19 protein-coding genes are annotated in these 22,017 nt (G+C 61.7%); 11 read left to right on the top strand and 8 right to left on the bottom strand.

Annotated elements, in window-relative coordinates; all coding sequences use genetic code 11:
* Positions 1–289: 289 nt before the first annotated feature.
* A complete protein-coding gene (locus tag GGR30_RS07705; RefSeq protein WP_183484362.1) occupies positions 290–1,003 on the top strand; it encodes a DUF599 domain-containing protein in 714 nt (237 codons plus the stop codon).
* Positions 1,000–1,935 carry an acetyltransferase domain-containing protein gene (locus GGR30_RS07700; RefSeq protein WP_183484359.1) on the top strand — a complete coding sequence of 312 codons (936 nt, stop codon included), beginning with the start codon at positions 1,000–1,002 and terminating at the stop codon, positions 1,933–1,935. The genes GGR30_RS07705 and GGR30_RS07700 overlap by 4 nt, the downstream gene beginning before the upstream one ends.
* A gap of 28 nt (positions 1,936–1,963) precedes the next feature.
* Here GGR30_RS07700 and GGR30_RS07695 read toward each other — a convergent pair whose 3' ends face one another.
* Positions 1,964–2,356, bottom strand: a complete 393-nt coding sequence (locus tag GGR30_RS07695) for a MerR family transcriptional regulator (RefSeq protein ID WP_183485030.1) — start codon at positions 2,354–2,356, stop codon at positions 1,964–1,966.
* Between the two features lie 47 nt (positions 2,357–2,403).
* The gene (mgtE, locus tag GGR30_RS07690) at positions 2,404–3,819 is read right to left on the bottom strand and encodes a magnesium transporter (protein ID WP_183484355.1); all 1,416 of its coding nucleotides are present in this window, start codon (positions 3,817–3,819) and stop codon (positions 2,404–2,406) included.
* 553 nt (positions 3,820–4,372) lie between these two features.
* Here mgtE and GGR30_RS07685 point away from each other — a divergent pair.
* The 4 genes from GGR30_RS07685 to GGR30_RS07670 all read left to right on the top strand — a co-directional run bounded on the left by GGR30_RS07685 (position 4,373) and on the right by GGR30_RS07670 (position 9,395).
* Positions 4,373–6,958, top strand: coding sequence for a putative bifunctional diguanylate cyclase/phosphodiesterase (locus GGR30_RS07685; protein WP_183484351.1), 2,586 nt, complete (start codon positions 4,373–4,375; stop codon positions 6,956–6,958).
* Positions 6,959–7,580: 622 nt separating this feature from the next.
* Positions 7,581–7,724: a DUF1127 domain-containing protein gene (locus tag GGR30_RS07680; RefSeq protein WP_183484348.1), complete on the top strand. Its 144-nt coding sequence runs from the start codon at positions 7,581–7,583 to the stop codon at positions 7,722–7,724.
* 86 nt (positions 7,725–7,810) lie between these two features.
* Positions 7,811–8,146, top strand: coding sequence for a DUF1127 domain-containing protein (locus GGR30_RS23355; RefSeq protein WP_246413660.1), 336 nt, complete (start codon positions 7,811–7,813; stop codon positions 8,144–8,146).
* Positions 8,147–8,282: 136 nt separating this feature from the next.
* Positions 8,283–9,395 carry a pyridoxal phosphate-dependent aminotransferase gene (locus GGR30_RS07670; RefSeq protein WP_183484345.1) on the top strand — a complete coding sequence of 371 codons (1,113 nt, stop codon included), beginning with the start codon at positions 8,283–8,285 and terminating at the stop codon, positions 9,393–9,395.
* 30 nt (positions 9,396–9,425) lie between these two features.
* Here GGR30_RS07670 and GGR30_RS07665 read toward each other — a convergent pair whose 3' ends face one another.
* A complete protein-coding gene (locus tag GGR30_RS07665; RefSeq protein WP_183484341.1) occupies positions 9,426–10,124 on the bottom strand; it encodes a glutathione S-transferase N-terminal domain-containing protein in 699 nt (232 codons plus the stop codon).
* Between the two features lie 130 nt (positions 10,125–10,254).
* On the opposite strand from GGR30_RS07665, the gene GGR30_RS07660 reads away from it, so the two are divergent.
* On the top strand, positions 10,255–11,751 hold the full coding sequence (locus tag GGR30_RS07660; protein WP_183484337.1) for an AMP nucleosidase: 1,497 nt from the start codon (positions 10,255–10,257) through the stop codon (positions 11,749–11,751).
* A 226-nt stretch (positions 11,752–11,977) separates the two neighbouring features.
* Here the strand turns inward: GGR30_RS07660 and GGR30_RS07655 are convergent, their stop codons facing one another.
* Positions 11,978–12,883, bottom strand: coding sequence for a diacylglycerol/lipid kinase family protein (locus GGR30_RS07655; RefSeq protein WP_183484334.1), 906 nt, complete (start codon positions 12,881–12,883; stop codon positions 11,978–11,980).
* A 76-nt stretch (positions 12,884–12,959) separates the two neighbouring features.
* Entirely contained in the window at positions 12,960–14,618 is a 1,659-nt protein-coding gene (locus tag GGR30_RS07650) for an electron transfer flavoprotein-ubiquinone oxidoreductase (protein WP_183484331.1), read from the bottom strand.
* Between the two features lie 283 nt (positions 14,619–14,901).
* Between GGR30_RS07650 and GGR30_RS07645 the strand changes: the two genes are divergently transcribed.
* The 3 genes from GGR30_RS07645 (at position 14,902) to GGR30_RS07635 (ending at position 16,939) form a co-directional block, all read left to right on the top strand.
* The gene (locus GGR30_RS07645) at positions 14,902–15,690 is read left to right on the top strand and encodes an SDR family oxidoreductase (protein ID WP_183484328.1); all 789 of its coding nucleotides are present in this window, start codon (positions 14,902–14,904) and stop codon (positions 15,688–15,690) included.
* A 49-nt stretch (positions 15,691–15,739) separates the two neighbouring features.
* The gene (locus GGR30_RS07640) at positions 15,740–16,579 is read left to right on the top strand and encodes a uracil-DNA glycosylase (RefSeq protein WP_183484325.1); all 840 of its coding nucleotides are present in this window, start codon (positions 15,740–15,742) and stop codon (positions 16,577–16,579) included.
* Between the two features lie 168 nt (positions 16,580–16,747).
* The gene (locus tag GGR30_RS07635; protein WP_183484322.1) at positions 16,748–16,939 is read left to right on the top strand and encodes a hypothetical protein; all 192 of its coding nucleotides are present in this window, start codon (positions 16,748–16,750) and stop codon (positions 16,937–16,939) included.
* A gap of 234 nt (positions 16,940–17,173) precedes the next feature.
* On the opposite strand, the gene GGR30_RS07630 is transcribed toward GGR30_RS07635, so the two are convergent.
* Together GGR30_RS07630 and GGR30_RS07625 are read right to left on the bottom strand one after the other, a co-directional pair.
* Positions 17,174–18,466 (bottom strand): PAS domain-containing protein, encoded by a 1,293-nt coding sequence (locus GGR30_RS07630; RefSeq protein ID WP_183484319.1) that lies wholly within the window; start codon positions 18,464–18,466, stop codon positions 17,174–17,176.
* A 223-nt stretch (positions 18,467–18,689) separates the two neighbouring features.
* Positions 18,690–19,538 (bottom strand): hypothetical protein, encoded by an 849-nt coding sequence (locus tag GGR30_RS07625; protein WP_183484316.1) that lies wholly within the window; start codon positions 19,536–19,538, stop codon positions 18,690–18,692.
* A gap of 225 nt (positions 19,539–19,763) precedes the next feature.
* On the opposite strand from GGR30_RS07625, the gene GGR30_RS07620 reads away from it, so the two are divergent.
* Positions 19,764–21,026: an MFS transporter gene (locus GGR30_RS07620; RefSeq protein WP_183484313.1), complete on the top strand. Its 1,263-nt coding sequence runs from the start codon at positions 19,764–19,766 to the stop codon at positions 21,024–21,026.
* 5 nt (positions 21,027–21,031) lie between these two features.
* Here GGR30_RS07620 and GGR30_RS07615 read toward each other — a convergent pair whose 3' ends face one another.
* Positions 21,032–21,979: a DMT family transporter gene (locus GGR30_RS07615; RefSeq protein ID WP_183484310.1), complete on the bottom strand. Its 948-nt coding sequence runs from the start codon at positions 21,977–21,979 to the stop codon at positions 21,032–21,034.
* Positions 21,980–22,017: the final 38 nt, after the last annotated feature.

Raw genomic sequence — 22,017 nt, 5'->3', positions numbered from 1 at the left:
AAAACCGATAACAGCCCGCAGGGTTACACCCCAGCAGGACTTGTGCGCGGTGTCTTCCATAATAGCTCCGATTGTCTTGACCCCAGTGCGCTTATTGGGAGGATGCGCACCGATGGTTATCGCTTTATTAAACTGTCACAGAAACTGCAATGGGGGATGCGGAGAATTTTTGCAGATCGCCGCTTGCAAAGCCTCCGCGCTGCCGACACAACAGGGATGTCGCGGCTGAGGGCCTTTCGCCAACCCCTTGTACGCGCCGGAAAAACGCATCGACCGAAGGCCGGGTTTCATGACGGGCACCGATTTTATCGCTCTCAGTTTTTTTCTCCTCTGCTGGTTCGTCTTCGACAGTTCTGTCAGTGGGCGTTTCAACCTGATCCGCCGCACGAGCCTCACCTCCGCCATGATGATCCACCGCAGGCGCTGGATGAAGACGGCGCTTTCGCGCGACCTGCGGATGATCGACACGCAAATCCTCTCCGGCCTGCAGAACGGAACAGCCTTCTTCGCTTCGACCTCGATCTTCGCCATCGGCGGCTGTTTCGCGCTGATGGGCGAGGCCGACCGGGCGCAGATGCTGTTCGAGGACCTGCCCGGCCTCATTCCCTCGACCCGGGCGGCCTTCGAGATGAAGGCCGGCGGCCTTGCGGCGATCTTCGGCTATTCCTTCTTCAAATTCGGCTGGTCCTACCGCCTGTTCAATTACAACACCATCCTGTTCGGCGCCCTGCCGATGCGCAACGACACGCCTGAAGCGGACAAGGACATGGAGCGGATGGCCGAGCAGATCGCCGACGTCAACATCATCGCCGCGCGCCATTTCAACACCGGGCTCAGGGCGATCTTCCTGTCGATCGGCTATCTCGGCTGGTTTCTCGGGCCTTATGTGTTCATGGCGACGACAGCCTTCGTGTTCATGATCCTGACGCGTCGCCAGTATTTCTCCGAGGCGCGCCGGACCATCCTCGAAGCCACCCAAAGCGAAAGCGGAGAGACCGCATGAACGAGAAGACGACGCCTGCGACCAAAGGCCGGCGCATCCATGCGATTGATGCCGCACGCGGGATCGCGCTGATCGCCATGGCGATCTACCATTTCGTCTGGGACCTCGACTTTTTCGGTTATGTCTCCCCCGGCCTGTCGACGCGCGGCGGCTGGGCGATCTTCGCCCATCTGGACGCGGCAAGCTTCCTGTTTCTGGCCGGCTACAGCCTGTGGATGGCCCATGGCGCCTCGCTGAGGCCGCGATCCTTTCTGAGGAGACTCGCCATTCTCGCGGCCGCCAGCCTTGCGATCACGGCGGTCTCGTTCTTCGCCACGCCGGACGCCATCATCTATTTCGGCATTCTCCACATCATCGCCGTCGCCTCGGTGATCGGCCTTCTGTTCCGCAAAGTACCGGCCGGCATCACCCTCGTCATCGCCGCGATCGCCTTATTTGCCCCGCATCTTGTCACGTTCGACGCGCTTGACCCGCGCTATCTCGCCTGGATCGGCATGGCGGCCCATCCCTATCCTTCGAGCGATTATGTGCCGCTGCTGCCGTGGATCGCGCCCTTCCTCGCAGGATTTGCCGTCTCGAAACTCACGCTGTCATGGCTGAGGCGGCAGAAACAGCTGCCGGCAACGGAAAACCCGCTGACCTTTCTCGGCCGTCACAGCCTGATCGTCTATCTCGTTCACCAGCCTGTGCTCTACGGCCTCGTCTATGTCGCAACGCTCATTGTCCCGCCAAATCCGGCGCCGGCCTATCTCTCCGGCTGTCAGACGACGTGCGAACAGACGGATGCGGCCGGCTTCTGCCGTTCCTATTGCGCCTGCACGCTCGACGCTCTGGAAGAGGAACGCCTGCTCGGCCCGCTGATGCGCAACGATACGCGCGACGAGGATGCCGTTGCGCTCGGTCGAATCGCGATGTCGTGCAGCATTCGGTAGGATTGGCCTGGAAGGCGGCCGGGGAAGTTCAGGTGCCGACGCCGATCTCGGCGAGACGTGCAAGGCAGGTCTCCTCGGCATTGTCGAGTTCGCTCATCATCTCGTCGATATCGCGGCGTTTCTGGCGCAGGTCTTCGCGCCGCGACTTGATCTCGTCCATGGTGTGCTTGAGCTGATCCATTTCGGTCGGGGGGCGATGGAACAGGTTCAGCATGTCGCGAATCTCGGCAAGCGTCAGTCCAATGCGACGGCTTCGCAGGATTTCCTTGATCAACAGGCGCTCTTTTTCGCTGTAGAGACGCGTACGACCACGTCGCTCCGGTTGAAGCAGTCCCTCGTCCTCGTAGAATCTGAGTGTCCGGGTGGACACCCCGAACTCGCGCGTGAGTTCTGTTATCGAATAAAATCTCTTCTGCACAATGCGCCCCGCCGATTATTTATTGTTTGGTCTGGAAAACGTTTACGAAACTAGATGTTAAACCACCAGGTCGCAATTCCCAAGAATGAGAAAAAGCCGATGACATCAGTGGTCGTGGTCACAAAAACCGACGAAGAGATGGCAGGATCGGCGCCGGCCCGGTCGAGAAGGAGAGGAATCAGAATGCCCGCCATGGCGGCGGCGAACATGTTGATGATCATGGCGGCGGCCACAACTCCTCCGAGTTGCGGATTGTCAAACCAGTAACCGGCAACTAACGCGATCAGAAGGGCAAAGACGACCCCGTTGAACAAGCCGACGCCTGCTTCCCTGCGAATGATTCGCGCGGCGTTGTAGATGTCGAGGTCACGGGTCGCGAGCGCCCGCACGGTCACCGTCATGGTCTGTGTCCCGGCATTGCCGCCCATGGAAGCGACCACCGGCATCAAGACCGCAAGGGCGATCATCTTGCCGATCGACTCGTCGAAAAGACCGATGACGCTCGCGGACATGAAGGCTGTGCCCATGTTGATCAGGAGCCAGCCGAAGCGCGAGCGGACTGCCCGCACGACATTGTCCGACAGTTCCTCGTCGCCGACGCCGCCGAGGCGCTTGATGTCCTCTTCGGCCTCCTCGTGGATCACATCCACCACATCGTCGATGGTCAGCACGCCGACCAGCCGGCCGTTATTGTCGACCACGGCGGCGGAGAGAAGGTCGTATTGTTCGAAAACCTGGGCGGCCTCCTCCTGATCGAGTTCGGCATCGATCGGGTGGTTGGTCTCGCGCATGATCGCCTCGATCTTCACCTGGCGCTTGGTGCGCAGGATGCTGTCGAGATCAACGGCGCCGAGCAGGCGAAAGGTCGGATCGACGACGAATATCTGCGAGAAGGAATCGGGAAGGTCGTCATCCTCGCGCATGTAGTCGATGGTCTGGCCGACGGTCCAGAACGGCGGCACCGCCACGAATTCCGTCTGCATGCGCCGGCCGGCGGAGCTTTCGGGATAGTCGAGCGAGCGCGTCAGCCTGATGCGTTCGGTAAAGGGCAGCTTGGCGAGGATATCCTCGCGCTCCTCGTCGCCGAGATCTTCGAGAATGTAGACCGCGTCGTCCGAATCAAGCGCGCTCAAGGCGCTGACAAGCTGTTCGGATGGCAGCGATTCGATGATGTCGAGGCGGATCGCCTCGTCCACCTCGGTCAGCGCCGTCAGGTCGAATTCGTCGCCGAGGAGACGAACGAGTTCAGGCCGGCTGTCGTAATCAAGCGCCTCGATGACATCGCCGAGCTCGGATTCGTGGAGATTGGCAACCTCCTCGCGCAGATATGCGGTGTCCTTTTCGGCGATCGCCTGCTGGACCCCGGCCAGGAACTCGGCGCTGACCGCACCTTCCTCATTGTAGATGTCGTGGGTCTGTTCGCGCGTTTCGGCCTCTTTCAGCACTTCTTCGTCCAGATGGCTCATTTGGGAAACCTTTCTGTCAGCAACGCAACCCTTCACGCGCGGTTTGTGGCCGCGCCCATCTCTTAATTCGTTTCACGCGGAAATGAAATCGCTTCGCGATAACCTTTTCATCACGCGCGCGAGCAGCCGGATCTTCGACCGGCCTCAAACCATCTGGACACGGGGCATGCGATCCGTATCTGAGCCATAAGCATGGCGCAGGGCCGGCTTTAGCATGGCGCAGGGCCGGCTTTCGATCGCAATCACCCGCGCGATCAGGCGCTGAGGCCCATGAAAAGGCACGAACGAAACGCGATGCGCGAATGCAGCAAGCCGTTTGACTATCGAGCACGCGGCTCCTATCACAGTTAATTAGCAGGCGGGAAACCGACCCGAATCTCTCGCGCAGTCTGCCGCGCGCAGATATAACAAGATATGGCAGGCGACCGCCGGTAGGGTGCGACGCTGGCGGAGGATCCCAAACCTTGACAGACGGAGGAGGCGTGGGGGCAAGACAGGCAACAGGGGAGCTTGCGATGCAATCGAAGGCCGGTACGTTTCTGCGGGTCGCGCGATGGCCCTGCTGAAGACCGCCAGCATACCGCGCGATCGACGTTCGACACTCAGGCTCTACGCGATCCTGACGGTTCTGTTCTTTGCCACGCTGGCGACCGGAACCGTCGTCGGCGGTGTCTTTATCCGCGACGCCATCCGGCAGGAGCGCATAGAGCAGGCCGAGGCGCGCGCCGCCGGCTTTGCCAAGGCTCTGAAATCCGTCCTCAACATGACCGACAATGTCGGCAAGGCCCTCGCCGAGAGTTTCGACGATGGAGGCCTTGAAGGCTATGACACCTCGGTAGAAACCTTTCTTGCCTCCGCGCCTTGGACGAAAGCCGTCGTCCTCAACCGCGGCGACGTTTCCCTCGTTTTGCCGCAAGACCTTTCCGCAGCCATGCGCTCTCTTCCGCTTCCCGAAGACGGCGCCGACGCGCGAAAGATCTTCGGTCCTTTCACGCTGCCGAACGGTGAGCGGATTCTCGTCTATCGCTACACCTTCGATGCCGGAAACCTGGAACTCGTCGTCGGCTTCGAGGCAATCCTAGAGGCCGTCGGCCTTCTCGAGCTTGAGGGAACGACGCGGCTCAGCGTGCAGACCGTGCCGGAACCCGGCCCGGACCAGCTTGCCACCGCCGGAGAAAGCGACCTGACGCCCGAGGACGCCATTCACGAGGATATCCGCGTCGAGAATGCGACCTGGACCATCAGCGTTTCTCCGCATCACCTCACGGAGGGAAATTTCGACTGGGCCCGGGCCTTCCGTCTCGCCATAGGGCTCTTGGCACTGGCATTTGTCGCGCCGTTCATCGCCCTGCTCCTGCTGTTTCGGGCGCGCCTTCGGGACAACATCAATATCCGCCGCAGCATGATGGCGGTCGACAATCTTTCCCGTCACCTCGACGTGGCCCTCAACGCTTCCAATATCGGCCTTTGGGAGCACGATCTGGAGACGGGCGTGCAGATATGGGACGACCAGATCCTGAGAATCTACGGCCTTGAGGGCCAGAGCCATGTGCAGAGCTTCCAGAGCTGGCGCTCGCGGCTCCATCCGGAAGACCAGGAACGCTTCAGGCAGTTCAACTGGGAAGATGCGGAAAACGACAACGGCTTTCTCACCGAATACCGCATCATCACCCCCGTCGGCCAGGAAAAGACCATTCGCTCTGCCGGCAACGCCTATCGCGACGCCGACGGCAAGCGCAAGTTCGTCGGCGTCAACTGGGATGTTTCGGCCGACAAGGCTCTTCAGGAGGCGCTTGCAGAGGCCAAGGCCCGGGCGGAAGAACAGAATGTGGCGCTGGAAGATGCCCGCGCCCGCATGGAGGAGATCGCCCTTCAGGATACGCTGACCGGCATTCCCAACCGGCGCCATTTCGAAAAGCGGCTGGATGCTGCGCAGGCCGGCGGCGCCCTGCCCGAAGGCATGAATATCGTGCTGATCGACCTCGACGGCTTCAAAACCATCAACGACACGATGGGGCACTTCTTTGGCGATGACGTGTTGCGCTATGCCGCCGACACCTTCACGCAGCATGTCGGCCCTCAGGACTTCCTGGCGCGCACCGGCGGCGACGAATTCGTTGCGTTGATGCCGGCCGAAAGCGATGTCGAGGCCTTCGCCGCAGCGGTGACGGCCGCCTTCGCGAAACCATTGCGGATCGATGGCCGCTCCTGCCGCCTCGGGGTCAGTCTCGGCATCGCCACGGCGGAAGATTCCAGCGACACCGCCTCCGATCTCCTGATCAAGGCCGACCTCGCGCTCTATGAGGCCAAGAACCGCGGGCGCGGGCGCACGGTCAATTATACCAGCAATCTGATGGCCAAGACCTTCTCTCTGAAGCGCCTGGCCGACGAGTTGCAGGAAGCGGTCGAAAACGGCGAGATCACCGCGCATTACCAGCCGATTTTCGATGTCAGAACTTCGACGATCGTCGGCGTTGAAGCCCTCGCCCGCTGGCAGCATCCGCGTCGCGGCGTGCTGGAGCCGAAGGCCTTTCTCGATGTCGCCGAACAGCTTGGCCTGCTGCATTCGATCGACGACATCGTCTTCCAGAAAGCCCTGTCCATCCTTGAGACCAGCCGCGAGGCGGGCATGCCGCTTCCGGGCGTCTCGGTCAATATCTCCTCCCAGCGCCTGCGTGACCCGCTATTGCTCGACCGGCTCTCCTCGTTCAACCTGCCGCCCGACACCGTGCATTTCGAATTGCTGGAATCCATTCCCTTCGACCGGCCTGACAGCGCCCTGATCAAGACCGTAAGCGCCATCAGGAAGCTCGGCATCGGCATTGACCTCGATGATTTCGGGTCCGGCTACGCCTCGCTCGTCGGCCTCACCCAGGTACGGCCCGACCGGCTGAAGATCGCCGGGCAGCTCATCGCCCCGATCACCGGATCGGAGGAAAGCCTGCAGATTGTCGAGACAATCGTGCGGATCGCCAAGACCTTCAACATCGGGGTTATCTGCGAGGGCGTGACCTCGACGGACCATTTCGAGAAGCTGGAGGCGCTCGGTTGCTATCTCCAGCAGGGCTACTACTTCTCCCGCCCGATGGACGAGAAGCAGTTCATCGCCTTTCTGCGGGCGCGCAAAGGTAACGATTGATGAGCCCAATGCCCGGCAAACGGCCGTTTTCAGGCGATTTTGGCCAATCATCCAACCCGGCATGCGCCTCATGCATACCTTCTATGCCGAGATGGCACTGCAAATTTCCGGCCCGGACGCGTATATAGAGATCAACAGAGTGATCGAGCAGACATCAAAACGGTTTGACAGAAGCTCAATCACTTGGCCCGGTCCCCGGGTTCGAAATTCGAAGCTGCGCACTCCTCCTCCTCCCAGCGCGCTTCGATGGGTTGACGACGCTCCTCCTCCCAGTCGTCGACCAACGCAAATGACGCTCACCGGATCCTCCTCCCCCGGTGAGCGTTATTTTTTTGTGCGATGCAAACTTCCGCGCTCCCCCTCCTCCCTTCCCAGCCGTGCAAAACCGGTTCCGTCATTCCTTCGACAGGGCACCGGCATTCACGACACGTCTCTACTTTTTAAAGGCCATTCTGCCCCTTGTTGCGGCGTTTGCAGACCCTCTCCGCCAGCGCCATGCGCAAAACGCATAGCGGCTTTACCGCAAACCCACTGACCAAGACCGAAGGCAGGGACTATATCCAGGTCATCAGAGATTGAGGCGCAGGAAATCGAAGCGCCGCAGCAAACAGGAGAGAGAAACATGAGCATGGCTCGTTCGTTCAACAACTGGATCAAGTATCGTCTGACCGTTTCGGAACTCGGCCGCATGAATGCGCGCGAACTGTCCGACCTCGGCATCAACCGCGAAGACATCCGTCGCGTTGCCCGCAAGGCCGCATTCTAAGCGCTGCCTTGCCCACCTTGCAAAAGCCCCACGCCAACCCGGCGCGGGGCTTTTTTTTGAGCAGATACCGACTGTAAAAAGCGAACTTGACGCTTGTCACGCGCGGAATGCCTCAAAACTACGCGGCGCCACAGGCCTGCACCGATATTGTGCAACCCAATGCACAAATGCATGGCAGTTGCATAATAACTGCACACGACGCATTGCCGTTTTCCTTGTATCTTCCCGGTCAAAATCAACACAGCACAAAGCTGCCGGAAAAATTCGAGGAAACACCCATGCATCCCTTCGACTTCACCATGAAATGGTTCAGCTACCGTCGCACGCGCTCCCAGCTGCGCAATCTTACCGCCGCCGAACTCAAGGATATCGGCCTGCTGCCGGGCGATATCGATCGCGTTGCGGCCCGCGCTTTCCGCTGAGACCGCACTTCGCACTGAACTGCCAACGGCGCCGAATGGCGCCGTTTTGCGTTTCGGGCGGTCTCGCGGCGCTTGCCTTCCCAAACGCAGCGATTATGTTGGAGCCCCTTCTCACAGCAATCGGACGACGCACAGCATGGCCGCATTCCCGCGCTTTACCTCTCTGATCAAGGAACTGCCATCCACGGTCCCCTTTGTCGGACCCGAAGCACTGGAGCGCACCCGCAACTACCCGATCATCGCCCGTATCGGCGCGAATGAGAGCGGCTTCGGCCCTGCGCCATCCGTGCTTGCGGCGATCCGCGAGGCCGCCGGCGATATCTGGAAATATTCCGATTCCGAACACCTGTCGCTGCGCCTGGCCCTTGCCGAACATCACGACTGCAAGCCGGAAAACCTGATGATCGGCGAAGGCGTCGACGGGCTCCTCGGCATGGCCGTCAGGCTGGTCGTCTCGCCGGGCACGACCGTCGTCACCTCGCTCGGCGCCTATCCCACCTTCAACTATCATGTCGACGGCTTCGGCGGAAAACGGGTGAGCGTGCCCTATGCGGGCGACAGGGAAGACCTTGATGCGCTGATGGCGGCGGTGAAGGAACATGACGCGACCATGGTCTATTTCGCCAATCCCGATAATCCGATGGGTAGTTTCTGGCATGAAGACGATGTTATCCGCTTCGTCGAGGAACTGCCGGAAACCTGCATGATGGTTCTGGACGAGGCCTATTGCGAATGCGGCCCGGCGGAAGCCTTTCCGGCGATCGACCGCTTTCTCGACCGGCCGAACGTCCTGCGCTTCCGCACCTTCTCAAAGGCCTACGGCCTTGCGGGCGCGCGTGCCGGCTACATCATCGGCGAGACCGAAACGATCGCCGCCTTCAACAAGATCCGCAACCATTTCGGCATGCCGCGCCTGACGCTGGTTGCCGCCGAGGCGGCCCTTGCCGACCAGGCCTATCTGCAGAGCGTCATCGGGCGCATTCGCGAATCGCGCGACGAGATCGCCCGGATCGCCCGTGACAATGGCCTCGAGCCGCTGCCCTCGGCGACGAACTTCGTCGCCATCGATTGCGGCAGGGACGGCGCCTATTCGCGCGCCATCGTCGATGCGCTCGGCGCACGCGGCGTCTTCATCCGCATGCCCGGCGTCGCGCCGCTTGACCGGTGCATCCGCGTCTCGACCGGGCCGAGCGAAGACATGGACCTGTTCGCCCAGGAACTTCCGTCCGTACTTCAGGCGCTCGGCTGAGCCGGGCGCCCGAAGCGACGCGGCATCCGCTCAGCGCGCCTTCTGGCCAAAGAGCACGGACTGGGCGTTCTTGTCCGCGGTAAGGTTCCACTTCTCGCGCTCATCCTGCCCCACGGCGAGGCCGGCCTGGACCGCCGGGCGCGCCATCACGGCCTCATACCACCGCTTCAGGTTCGGAAAATCATCGAGGTTCTGGCCCTGCGCCTCGTGCGATCGAACCCAGCCGATCGAGGCCATGTCGGCGATCGAGTAGTCGCCGCCGAGATATTCCGCCTCGCCGAGACGCGTGTTCATGACGCCATAGAGGCGGTTGACCTCGTTGGTGTAGCGGTCAATGCCATAGGCGATCTTTTCCGGCGCGTAATTGCGGAAGTGATGCGCCTGTCCCGCCATCGGCCCCAGCCCGCCGACCTGCCAGAACAGCCATTCCTCGACCGCGATGCGTTCGCGTTCGGTCTCGGGATAGAACTTTTTGAACTTGCGGCCGAGATATTGAAGGATCGCGCCAGATTCGAACACAGAGACGGGCTCGCCGCCCGGCCCTTCCGGATCGACGATCGCCGGCATGCGATTATTGGGCGAAATCTTGAGGAATTCCGGCTTGAACTGATCGCCCTTGCCGATATTCACGTAATTGACGTTGTAGGGAACGCCTGCCTCTTCCAGGTAAATCGTGATCTTGTAGCCGTTGGGCGTCGGCCAGTAGAAAAGCTCGATCGGTGCGGTCATGAAAAATCATCCTCTCGCGTGTCGCAAAACACTGATCCCTTCGATATAGATCGATTTTAAGCACATAAAAGACCGGCAAGAACCGGCTTTGCTCAACACTTCGCCGTTACCGGCCATGAAGAGGGTCGCCATGCACGAGAACGAACCTTTGACAGCAAACATCATTTCGCCCGATCCGGTCGAGCCCCAGAGCTTCATCGACCCAAGCGAAGCGGTAAAGGCGTTGCAGGCGCTCTACAAGCGCAATACCCGCTTCATTATCGACGCCTTCATCGCGCTTGCAGGCGGCGCGCCGATCGAGGGGCGCTACCGCGCCTGCTATCCGAAGGTCAGCATCGAGACCGGGAGCTACGGGCTCACCGATTCGCGCCTCTCCTTCGGCCATGTGGCGACGCCCGGCGAATATGCGACGACGATCAGTCACCCGATCCTGTTTGCGGACTATCTGATCGAGCAGCTCGGCCTGCTGATCAAGAACCACGGCGTTCCCGTAACGGTCGAAGAGTCCGACACGCCCATTCCGCTGCATTTCGCCTTCGGCGAGAACACCCATGTGGAGGCGGATCTCGCCGCGCTTGCCGACGTGCCGCTGCGTGACATCTTCGACACGCCCGACCTCAACACTACGGACGACCAGATCGCCAATGGCGACTTCGAGCCGGAGCCCGGCGCACCGCAGCCGCTCGCGCCGTTTACCGCCCAGCGGATCGATTATTCGCTGGCGCGCCTCAGCCACTATACGGCGACGAGTTCTGCGCATTTCCAGAACTTCGTGCTCTTTACCAACTACCAGTTCTATATCGACGAGTTCTGCGCCTATGCCCGGGAGGTGATGGCCAAGGGCGGGGAAGGCTACAGCGCCTTTGTCGAGCCCGGCAACAACATCACCCTTCCGGGTGAAGTGGAGCCGGAAGGCGGACACACCGGCGTGCGCATGCCGCAAATGCCGGCCTATCACCTGAAACGTTCCGACAATTCCGGCATCTCCATGGTCAATATCGGCGTCGGTCCTTCAAACGCCAAGACGATCACCGATCACATCGCGGTGCTGCGGCCGCATGCCTGGCTGATGCTCGGCCATTGCGCGGGGCTCAGAAACAGCCAGAAGCTCGGCGACTACGTGCTCGCCCATGCCTATGTGCGCGAGGACCATGTGCTGGACGACGACCTGCCGGTCTGGGTGCCGATCCCGGCGCTCGCCGAAGTGCAGCAGGCGCTCGAGGAGGCCGTCGGCGAGGTAACTGGGCTTGAGGGCTACGAGCTGAAGCGGGTGATGCGCACCGGCACGGTCGCCACGATCGACAACCGCAACTGGGAGCTTTCGCCCCAAAGCGGGCCTGTGAAACGCCTGTCGCAATCACGCGCGATCGCGCTCGACATGGAATCGGCGACGATCGCCGCCAACGGCTTCCGCTTCCGGGTGCCCTACGGCACGCTTCTCTGCGTCTCCGACCGGCCGCTTCACGGCGAACTGAAACTGCCCGGCATGGCCACGGCCTTCTACACCACCCAGGTGCGCCAGCATCTCCACATCGGCATCAAGGCCGTGCAGAAACTCGCCGCCATGCCGCCGGAACGGCTGCATTCACGCAAGTTGAGAAGCTTCTACGAGACGGCCTTCCAGTAAGGCCTTCTGTTTGCCCGCACGGGTCCTGGCCCTCATTTCCGTCATGCCGGCCTTGAGCCGGCATCTAGGGCCAAACAGCGAGGACCTTCGTGATTAAGGCATTGTTGCAAAAGGTATTTTTGTAGCCCTGGACCCCGGCTCAGGGCCGGGGTGACGGAGGATGGGGCAGGCTCTCTGATTCCGCAAACTGGCTTTGTCAGAAAACTGACTGCCTTCCAGTAGGCCGTCATTCCAGCCGGCTGTCGGCGGGGACGATTACCGGCAGCGAGCGGGGGTGCTGCTCGAGCACGGCATGGCGCACTTCCTCGATCGGGTCGCCGTCCAGCGACTGGTCGATGCCCTTTGAATGGAAATCGAGCGTCAGCTTTTCTGTCTCGATCACGGTGGTGTTCTCGCTGTCCTCGATCCGCCCGGAGAAATAGTCGAGGGCGAAGCCGAGGACCGAATCGAACTCCTCGGCCTTCAGCAGATAAAAGGCGAGCTTTCCGCCCTGGGGCCGGTCGGTAAACAGGCTGGCATTGCCGTGAATACGGTTGTTGGCGACGCCGACAAGGGCGAATTTCCCCTCACCGCTCGCCTCGGCGCATTCATAGCCGAGACTGATTTCCGGTATCGCGCGCAGCGTGTCGATCCAGGCGCGCGTGCTGGCGGAAATCTTGCCGAACCGCGAATCATAGTCGAGCTGTTCGCGATTGCGGATCATCGTCGCGTGAAGACCGGCGGAGAACTGATGAATGAACGGCCTGCCATTCATCGTCGGCACGTCCACATGGGCAGGCTTGCCGCCAGCCAGCGTCTTCAGCGCCTCCTCGATATCCAGCGGCAGGCCAAGGCTGCGGGCAAAAAGGTTCATGGTTCCCGCCGGAATGACGCCGAGGAGCTTGTCGGTGCCATACATCGAGCCTGCCGCAAGCGAAATCGAGCCGTCGCCGCCGCCAACGATCATGCCGTCGAAACCCTCGGCTTTCACCGTTCTGGTGATCACATCGGCGATCTCGCCGCCGCTGACGACCGCGCATTCGAAGTCATGCCCGGCATCGCGGAAGATATTGGCGGCAAGGTCGGAAAATGCGTCCATGTCGGTGGTCTTGAACGTACCGCCGTCGCGGTTGAAAATACCTTTCAGACGCATTGCTTGTCCTTGAGACTGTTGACTGGCCTGAAACGGATCAAGGCGGCCGCTGGTTCCGCCTTGACGCGTGACCCCGTCACATATTCGGGTAAACCGGCCCTTCGCCGCCCTGCGGCGGCACCCAATTGATGTTCTGGTTCGGGTCCTTGATGTCGCAGGTCTTGCAGTGCACGCAGTTCTGGGCGTTGATCACGAACTTCTCCGTGCCGTCCTCCTCGACCCATTCATAGACCCCGGCGGGACAGTAGCGACCCGAAGGGCCCGCATAGATCTCGTATTCCGAGGTTTTCTGCAGCGCCATGTCCTTGACCTTCAGATGGACCGGCTGGTCCTCCTCGTGATTGGTGTTCGACAGGAACACCGAGGACAGGCGGTCGAAGGTCAGGACGCCATCGGGTTTCGGATAATCGATCGGCTTGTGTTTGGCCGCCGGCTCCAGCGACGCGGCGTCGCTCTTGCCGTGTTTCATCGTGCCGAAAAAGGAAAATCCGAACAGCGTGTTGGTCCACATGTCGAGACCGCCGAGCGCGATGCCGGCGAAGGTTCCGAGCTTCGACCACAGCGGCTTGACGTTGCGCACCCTCTTCAGGTCGCGGCCGATCGCGCCCGCGCGCCAGTCCGCCTCGATCTCGGCGATCTCGTCGTGTTCGCGGCCCGCCGAAAGCGCGTCTGCGACGCGTTCGGCGGCGAGCATGCCGGAGAGCACCGCATTGTGCGACCCCTTGATTCGCGGCACGTTGACCAAGCCGGCCGAACAGCCGATCAGCGCGCCGCCGGGGAATGAAAGCTTCGGAACGGACTGGTAGCCGCCTTCCGAGATCGCCCGCGCGCCGTAGGAGATGCGTTTTGCTCCGTCAAAGGTCGATGCGATCGCCGGATGGGTCTTGAAGCGCTGAAACTCCTCGAAGGGCGAGAGATAGGGGTTCTTGTAGTTCAAGTGCAGCACGAAGCCGACGGCGACCTGATTATCCTCCAGATGGTAAAGGAAGGAGCCGCCGCCGGTTTTCCCATCGAGCGGCCAGCCGAAGGAATGCTGGACGAGGCCGGGCTGGCTTTTTTCCGGCGCGACTTCCCACAATTCCTTCAAGCCGATGCCGAATTTCTGCGGCTCGCGGCCTTCATCTAGGCCGAACCTGGCGATCAGTTGCTTGGCGAGCGAGCCGCGCACGCCCTCGCCGATCAGCACATATTTTCCGAGAAGCGCCATGCCGCGGGTGAAGTTCGGACCGGGCGTGCCGTCACGCTCGACGCCCATGTCGCCGGTGGCGACACCGATGACCGCGCCGCTCTCGTCATAAAGCACTTCCGCCGCGGCAAAACCGGGATAGATCTCGACGCCCAGCGCCTCGGCCTTTTCGGCCAGCCAGCGACAGACATTGCCGAGCGAGACGATATAATTGCCGTGATTGTTCATCAGCGGCGGCATCACGAAATTCGGCAGCGTGATCGAACCGGCCGGGCCGAGCAGCAGGAAACGATCGCGCTTGACCTTCGTCTTGAAGGGATGGCCCTCCTCCTCCTGCCACCCGGGAAAGAGGGCATTGATGCCGGACGGATCCACAACCGCGCCGGAAAGGATGTGCGCGCCGACCTCGGCTCCCTTTTCCAGCACAACGACGCTCAGCTCCTCGTTGAGCTGTTTCAGCCGAATGGCGGCGGCCAGACCGGAAGGACCGGCTCCGACAATCACCACATCGAATTCCATGCTTTCGCGTTCCGGCATTTCTTCAGCCATGTCATTCCTTCCATTGCCGCAATGACCCGCTATCGGCGCGCCATGCGTCCTCACAAACCCACGCGCTATTCCTAAAGAGGTTGCGGATAAATTGAAAGCGCATCGGCCGCCGACGCGCAATGCGCGAGCCGAAACGCAGTTTCCACAGCAAGCGCGCGCGGCGCGCCTGCATGAACGTCCGATAATGATTGATTGACGACATGGCGGGCGTCTATGGTGAAAGCCAATTTCCGCCGTTCATTTTGTTCAAAGCGTCGGCCGGTTCCGGCCAGGGGAGTTTTTCATGGATTTTGGTATTGCCGACAAGAAGGCCGTTGTGCTTGCGTCCTCGCGCGGGCTCGGCGCCGGCATCGCCGAGGCACTGGCCAAGGAAGGCGCGCATGTGCTGCTTTGCGGACGCACCGAAGACCGGCTTGCAACGAATTGCAAGGTCATCAACGAGACAACCCCGGGCAAGGCCGATTTCGTGGTAGCCGACATTGCGGCGGAGAATTTCATCGAAGATCTGCTCGCTGCCATTGAGGAAAAGCTCGGCGGCGCGGACATCCTCGTCAACAATTCCGGCGGCCCGACGCCCGGCACCGTCTCCGAGATGAGCCCGCAAAGGCTCGAAAGCTTCTTCCAGTCCATGGTTTCGCCGATCATCACGCTTACCAACGCGGTCGTACCGAAGATGAAGGAAAAGGGCTGGGGCCGCATCGTCACCGTCGCCTCCAGCGGCGTCATCGAACCGATCCCGAATCTGGCGCTCTCCAACACGCTGCGTTCCGCGCTTGTTGGCTGGAACAAGACACTTTCGAGCGAGATCGCCTCCTCGGGAATAACGGCAAACATGCTGCTGCCGGGCCGCATTCACACCGACCGAATCGACGAGCTCGACCATGCCAACGCCGAACGCTCCGGCAAGAGTCTCGCCGAAGTGCGCAAGGCCACGCTCTCGACGATCCCGGCGGGAAGGCTCGGGCGCGTCGAGGAGTTCGCCAGCATCGCCGCCTTCCTGTGCTCACGGCAGGCAAGCTACCTGACCGGCAGCCTGATCCGCTGCGACGGCGGCGCAATACACGCAATCTGATGACAACCCGTTGCCGGGCGGCGCTTTCGCCGCCCCATGGAAGCCAAGCATGATTTCCGCAAGGGATTTGACAGCGTACGAGGCGGCCGCCCTTCTGCATTTTTATGCCGATGCCGGGCTGGATGTGCTGCTCGAGGACGAGGCCGTCGATCTGACGGTCCGCGCCGAGCCGCGTGGCGCTCCCGAGAAGGGCGCACCTGCGGCGCAACAGAAGGCCCAGACCGAGACAAGCGCCCCGGCGGCCCGTCCCGTCGCCGCCCGCCCCGCGATGGGCACAACGACGATCCCGGACGACAAGGCGATCTCCGATGCGCAGTTTTCAGCCGAGAGCGCCCGCTCGCTTGGTGAACTCAAGACGGTTCTGGACGGATTCTCGGGCTGCAACCTGAAACACAATGCCCGTTCCACCATTACGCTCGAAGCCATGCCGGAGAGCGGGATACTGGCGATCTGCGGCTTCCCCTCCGGCGATGACGACCGGGAGGGCGCCCCGCTGGCTGGCCGCGCCGGCGGATTGTTCGAACGCATGCTCGGCGCAATCGGCCTTTCGCGCGAGGCCGTTGCCGTCGCCACCGCCATTCCCTGGCGAACGCCCGGAGACCGCAGCCCGACCCCCGCGGAAATGGATATCTGCCGGCCCTTCCTGTTCCGCCAGATCGCGCTTGCCGAACCGCGTCATCTTCTGGTTCTCGGCAATTTCGCCAGCCGCATGCTGATCGACGCCGACAAGACGGTGTTCAACCTGCGCGGCGGCTGGCATCAACTGCGCTTCGACGGCCATGCCGTGGAGGCGCTGGTGACTTTCTCTCCGAACGAGTTGCTGGCCGCCCCCGCCAACAAGAAGCCTGCCTGGCAAGACCTCCTGTCCTTCAAGGCCCGTCTCGGTTGAACGGCCCTGGCGAACATCCGCTCTCCTGCCCAGAAATTGAACAGTTTCAGGCCCATTGACGCCGTCATGCATCAGGCGCATGGCTGCCCTACGGCGGGGACCATTGCTGGTCCGGGTCATTTCATGGATAAGGGATCATGTCTTGGGAGGACTACAGGAACCAAGGCAATGAGACACGTACAGGACATGGACGCAACCCTTATGCAGAACACGCGCTTTTCTCTCGAACTCGGACGCTCGACCAACGGCTATCACGGCCAGCGGGGCATCGACCGCGCGATTGCCAAGGGCTTTGCCAAGGCGCTCGGCCACCACGACGCCAGCACGCGCCGTCCGACCATGCGGGCGCTTGGCGCCTGATCAGGCGACGGGTGAAGCCGTTGCGCCGCATTTAAGCAGCGGCGCCGAAAGCGGAAATTGCGAGATTGTTTCGAAAGCCGGGATACGTCCCGGCTTTGTCTTTTTCAAAGGCCTGTCCGCTTGGCCGAATTCATCGGGGAACGACGAGGGGTGATCCGGCGCGAGGAAGCCCCGGCCAGCGTGGCGGGCGGCGAGCCGATGCCCGCAGTCACCCCACCCTTCCAAGTCATTATCTCAATCTATGAAGGTGATCTCGACAGCCGTGCCGCTTTCCACGGCCGTCCTGATCGAGAATTTGAGGCCGAGCCTGGCGGCGGCTTCCTGGGCCTCGACGAGACAGGTGTGGGATATGCCGATCGTCAGTTCCGGCTGATTGAAGACCGCGTCAAGCTCGCTCTCGCTGAGCCCCCTGCCGATATCGGAGAACCTGGCCCGAAAGCCATTGGACGCGGTCGGCTCGAGCGCAACCTGCGCATCGCAATAGGGCGGGGACACGGCGATCAGGCGCTCGACGAGATGCGAGAACAGCTCGGTCAGACGATCCTCGTCAAGCGGGAATCCATAACCGCCATCGTCGATCGCGGTGGCCAGCATCACGCTTTCCGCCACCGCCTCGCCACGATGACGCTCGAGCGCTGCGATAAGACATTTGGCGGGAGAGATCAGCGGGATGTCCTGCTCTCGCTCCCGACGGTCCCGTTCGGATTCGAATTCGGCATAGATATCCCGGCGCAAGGGCGACGCCGCCGAAACGGGCGCCGACTGAAGGACTTCTTCGGCCGCAGACGTGTTAGCGCTGTCAGAAGGCCTGGTTTGCTGCTTCTGGACAGGGTCGGGCTCCCGTTCGGCTTTCGCCGCCGCGGAGGACCGCGCCTCCCTGATCTGCTCGACAGGGTTCTCCTCGGCAGGAGACTCCTCTGTGCCGGCGACATGAAAGAAGCCGTTTGCGAAGGTCCGCTGCGGCCGCGCCGGCTCGACGGCCGGACGGGTGCGTTGCGTATTCCAGGGCATATGGCTGCCGACCGCGCCGATATCGGTGCCAGGCGTCTGCGCGGCCTTCATCGCTGCTACAGGTGCGGCCGCCGTTTTCTGTGATCCGGTGTTGAATTCACCGTCGCTCACCCTCGGCATCGCGGCGGCCCTGCGCGGCCGCTCGCGCCCTGAGGCCGGACGGTTGATCACAACGCAAACGGCATCGCGATGACGCATGCGGGCCAGCGAGAGATGGGAACGACCGCTTGGGCCGAAGGCGAATTCGGCGGAAACTTCCTCAAGCCGGCTTCCCGGTTCGTCGGAGAGCACGCGCGTCATTGCCCGATCGATTTCCTTACCGTCCGCATCGGCAAACCAAGATATCAGAGCCGTCCCGCACACATCAGCCTCATCAGCGCGCAGAAGCGAAAGCACCGCATCATTGGCGATCTCGATCGTCCCGTAAGGGTCAACCAGAAGGATGCATTCGGGCGCCCGGTTGAGCGTCTGAACCACCGGTCTGTTGTCAGCCGTCTGAGGCAAGTCGGAATTCATCAATCGCATCCGTTTGTCCAGTCGAGCGTTTCAGCGCCGGGACAGGTCCAATCAAAACATCTTGTCACGGCGATGGCCGGGCACGTCACGTGCGGGCATCAAGACAAGCATGATAAGCGCGTGAGGTAAATCGCATATTAAGCGCCAAACCCAGCGAATATTGGGCGCAGGTCGCGTTCAGAGCGCTTTTTACCAAAAATGATCTGAAATGGAAAGGTAGCGACTAATTCGCCGGGTTGCCGGCGGCCACAGCGAAGGCCTCATTGAGATGAAAAGACTTGACCGCCTGCCAACGGCAATATTCGTCAATGAAGGCGGAATCGATCCACATCGCGCTCTCGAACGGCCGCCCGACCCAGCCGATCGCGCCGACATTGACGACCCTGCGAAGGATGCGCTGCAGATGGGTTCGCGAGATCAGGATCCGGCTCGCCATATCGCGCGCATTAAGCGCCGGGATCAGATAGCGGCCCTGGTCGGGCTGCTCGCGCCCTATCATGATGATGATATTGTCCATCACCAACCCGCCCGAGATCGACTTCTGCAAGAGGGCGACGCGCGGCGGCGGCTCGCGCCAGGCTGCGTCATGCAGACACCCCAAGGCAAGCCGCGGCTGTATCTTCGGGATCATTTCCGGGCACGCCGCAAACGCCGAGACACGATCCGTCCCATCGAGGGCGTCGAGCATCAGAAGATTCGCCGCAAGCCACTGGCCGATGGCAGCATAGACGGGCCTGGTCGGCTGATAATAGCGCGGCCTGAGGCTATCGCGGCCGGGGTCGGGACACAGAAAACCGTAGGCCAGCGACTCATCGATATAATCACGGATCGTGTTCGGACTGGCGATCTTGAAAGGCTTCAGGACATCGATCAGACTGTTGACGGTCAGGCCGTCATTTCCGCCCCAGTAAAGGGCAAGCGCCGACTGGGATATCAACCAGCGACGCTGGGAACCGAAATTTGCGCCGAGGCGCTGATTTTCCTGGTAAACACCGGCCAGCCTTTCTCCGTAAACCGAAAGTGAAGGGAGGAAGGAAGGGTGCGTCGCGATCTGTTCTGCGGAAAGCGGCATTGTTCTTATAAGGTCATCGGCGCTGTTGTGCCGGAAACTGCGCCGCTTCCAGCCTTGTCGTTGCAGGCAAGCCTACTTGATCCGGGCGGGAAAATACAGACGCAAAAAACACCCTCGGGCGGTTGCGGGGGGCGCGTGAAAACCCTATAGGGCCGGAAGTCGCCGCGTTGGCCGCGCTTGCGGCGGAAGAGAGACACCCAGAAAACGCCGCAGCGAGCGAAAACCATGTTTGCCAGTCTCGTCTCCATCACCTCTCTGATGCTCTCGACCATGCTGATGATGGTCGGATACGGGTTGATGAACTATCTTGTACCGGTGCGCTCGGTCGCGGAAGGCTGGTCGTCCTTCCTGATCTCGGTGATTGCGACCGGCTATACGGTGGGCTTTACGGTGTCTTGCATCGTGACCCCGAAACTGGTGCTGCGCGTCGGTCATGTCCGCGTCTTCGGAGCCCTGATCACGCTGCTGACGGCCTCGATCCTGGCAAGCTCGCTGCTTGTCGACTGGCATGTCTGGGTCGTTTTCAGGGCTATTTCCGGCTTCGCCGTTGCCGGCTGCTACCTGGTGATCGAAAGCTGGCTGAATGAAAGGGTGACCAACGAAACCCGGGGTTCGGTCTTCTCGATCTACATGATGGTGACGCTTGCCGGCTCGATCGGCGGCCAGTATCTCGTTCCCCTTGGCGATCCGCTCAACACGACGCTGTTCATCGTCTGCGGCATCGTCTTTGCCGTCGCCATTCTGCCGACCGCGCTTTCCACCGCGCAATCCCCCGCCCCGATCGCGCAGGTGCAGTTCGGGCTTGGCAAGCTTTACCGGCGCTCGCCGGTCGCCGCCGTCGGCGCGGTCCTCGCAGGGATCCTGTCCGGCACCTGGGCCAGCCTCGGCGGCGTCTACACCACGCAGAGCGGCTTCACCACCGGCCAGGGCGCGACGTTGCTTGCCTTCGTGCTTGCCGGCGGCGCGCTCGGACAGATCCCGATCGGCCGCATCTCCGACCGCACCGACCGGCGCTATGTGATGATCGCCTGCGGCGTGATCGGCGTCGTTGCCGCCTGCGCCATGTTCTTCATGTCGCCGGACACGCCGCGCCTGCTCTATGGCACGGCCTTCATCGTCGGCTCGATGCTCTATCCGATCTACGCGCTCAACGTCGCCCACGCCAATGACCGTGCCGATCCGAGCGAATATGTGACGATTTCAAGCTCGCTGATGGTGCTTTACGGCCTCGGCACCGTTGCCGGCCCCCTGATCGGCGGCGGCGCGATGGAGCTTGCCGGTCCGCGCGGACTGATGCTCTATCTGTCGATCGGTTTCGCCATCTACGCGGCCTATGCCGCCTGGCGGGTGATGAAGGGCAATCCGACGGTCGCCCCGGACGAGCGCAGCGACTTCCACGCGATCGCCGTGCCGATGCGCGGCACGGACCCGGCCGGCAGCATCGCGGTCGACTACGACACCGAATACGAACCCGCCCAGAGCGAATAGGCTTTTCAGTTCGGGTTTTGCGAGGAGGAGACGCGGCGGATCTTCCGCCGTTCCAGCCCCAGCCTGTGCTCGCGGAAGATGATGAAGATGCCGGCGCCGACGACGAAGACGGAGCCGGCGATCGTGTTCAGCGTCGGGATCTCGCCGAAGACGAACAACGAGATCAGAATGCCGAAAATGATCGAGCTGTAGTCGAAGGGCGCGATCGTCGAGGCGTCGGCGAAGCGATAGCTCTCGGTCATCATGATCTGGCCGACGCCGCCGAAGAGACCCGAGAGAATAAGCAGGACGAGCGGCCAGAAGCCGAGCGAGGCCCAGCCGAAGGGCAGCGTCGCAAGCGAGAGCAATGCGGCGAAGGTCGAGAAATAGAGCACGATCGTCGGCCCCTTTTCGGTGACCAGCAGGCGCCGGACCTGGATCATGGCCAGCGCGCCAAGCGCCGCGCCCGCAAGAACGAGCACGACGGCGAGCGCCTCCTCCGAGCCGATGCCGCCTTCGCGAAAAAGCGTCAGCTTGGGCCAGGAGATGACCAAAACCCCAAAGAGCCCGACGCCGACGGCCGACCAGCGATAGATGCGCACCACCTCTCCCAGAAGCAGGGCAGCAAAGACGACCGAGAGCAGTGGCAGCGCATAGCCGAGGGCGATCACCTCCGGCAATGGCAGGTGCATCAGCCCGTAAAACCCCATGCCCATGGAGGTTATGCCGATCAGCGAGCGCAGGAAATGCCCGACCGGGCGTTCCGTCCTGTAGGCGCCCTTCAACTCGTGCCGCCAGGCAAGATAGACGATGATGGGCACGATGCCGAACAGAGAGCGGTAGAAGGTGACCTGCCCCGGCGCGATCCCCTCGCCCGCAAGCTTGATGCAGGTCTGCATCCCGAGAAAGGCAAGGATCGAGGACAGTTTGAGGGTGATGCCGCGCAACGGGTTGGCATTGGTTTCAAAGGGCATGGATGACGCGATCTGGTGTTCGGTTGGGCGGCGGGCGG

The organism is Martelella radicis, assembly GCF_014196625.1.
Taxonomy (GTDB): domain Bacteria; phylum Pseudomonadota; class Alphaproteobacteria; order Rhizobiales; family Rhizobiaceae; genus Martelella; species Martelella radicis.
Note: the sequence above shows the minus strand (reverse complement) of the source record. Positions and strands in the feature narration are given on the sequence as shown.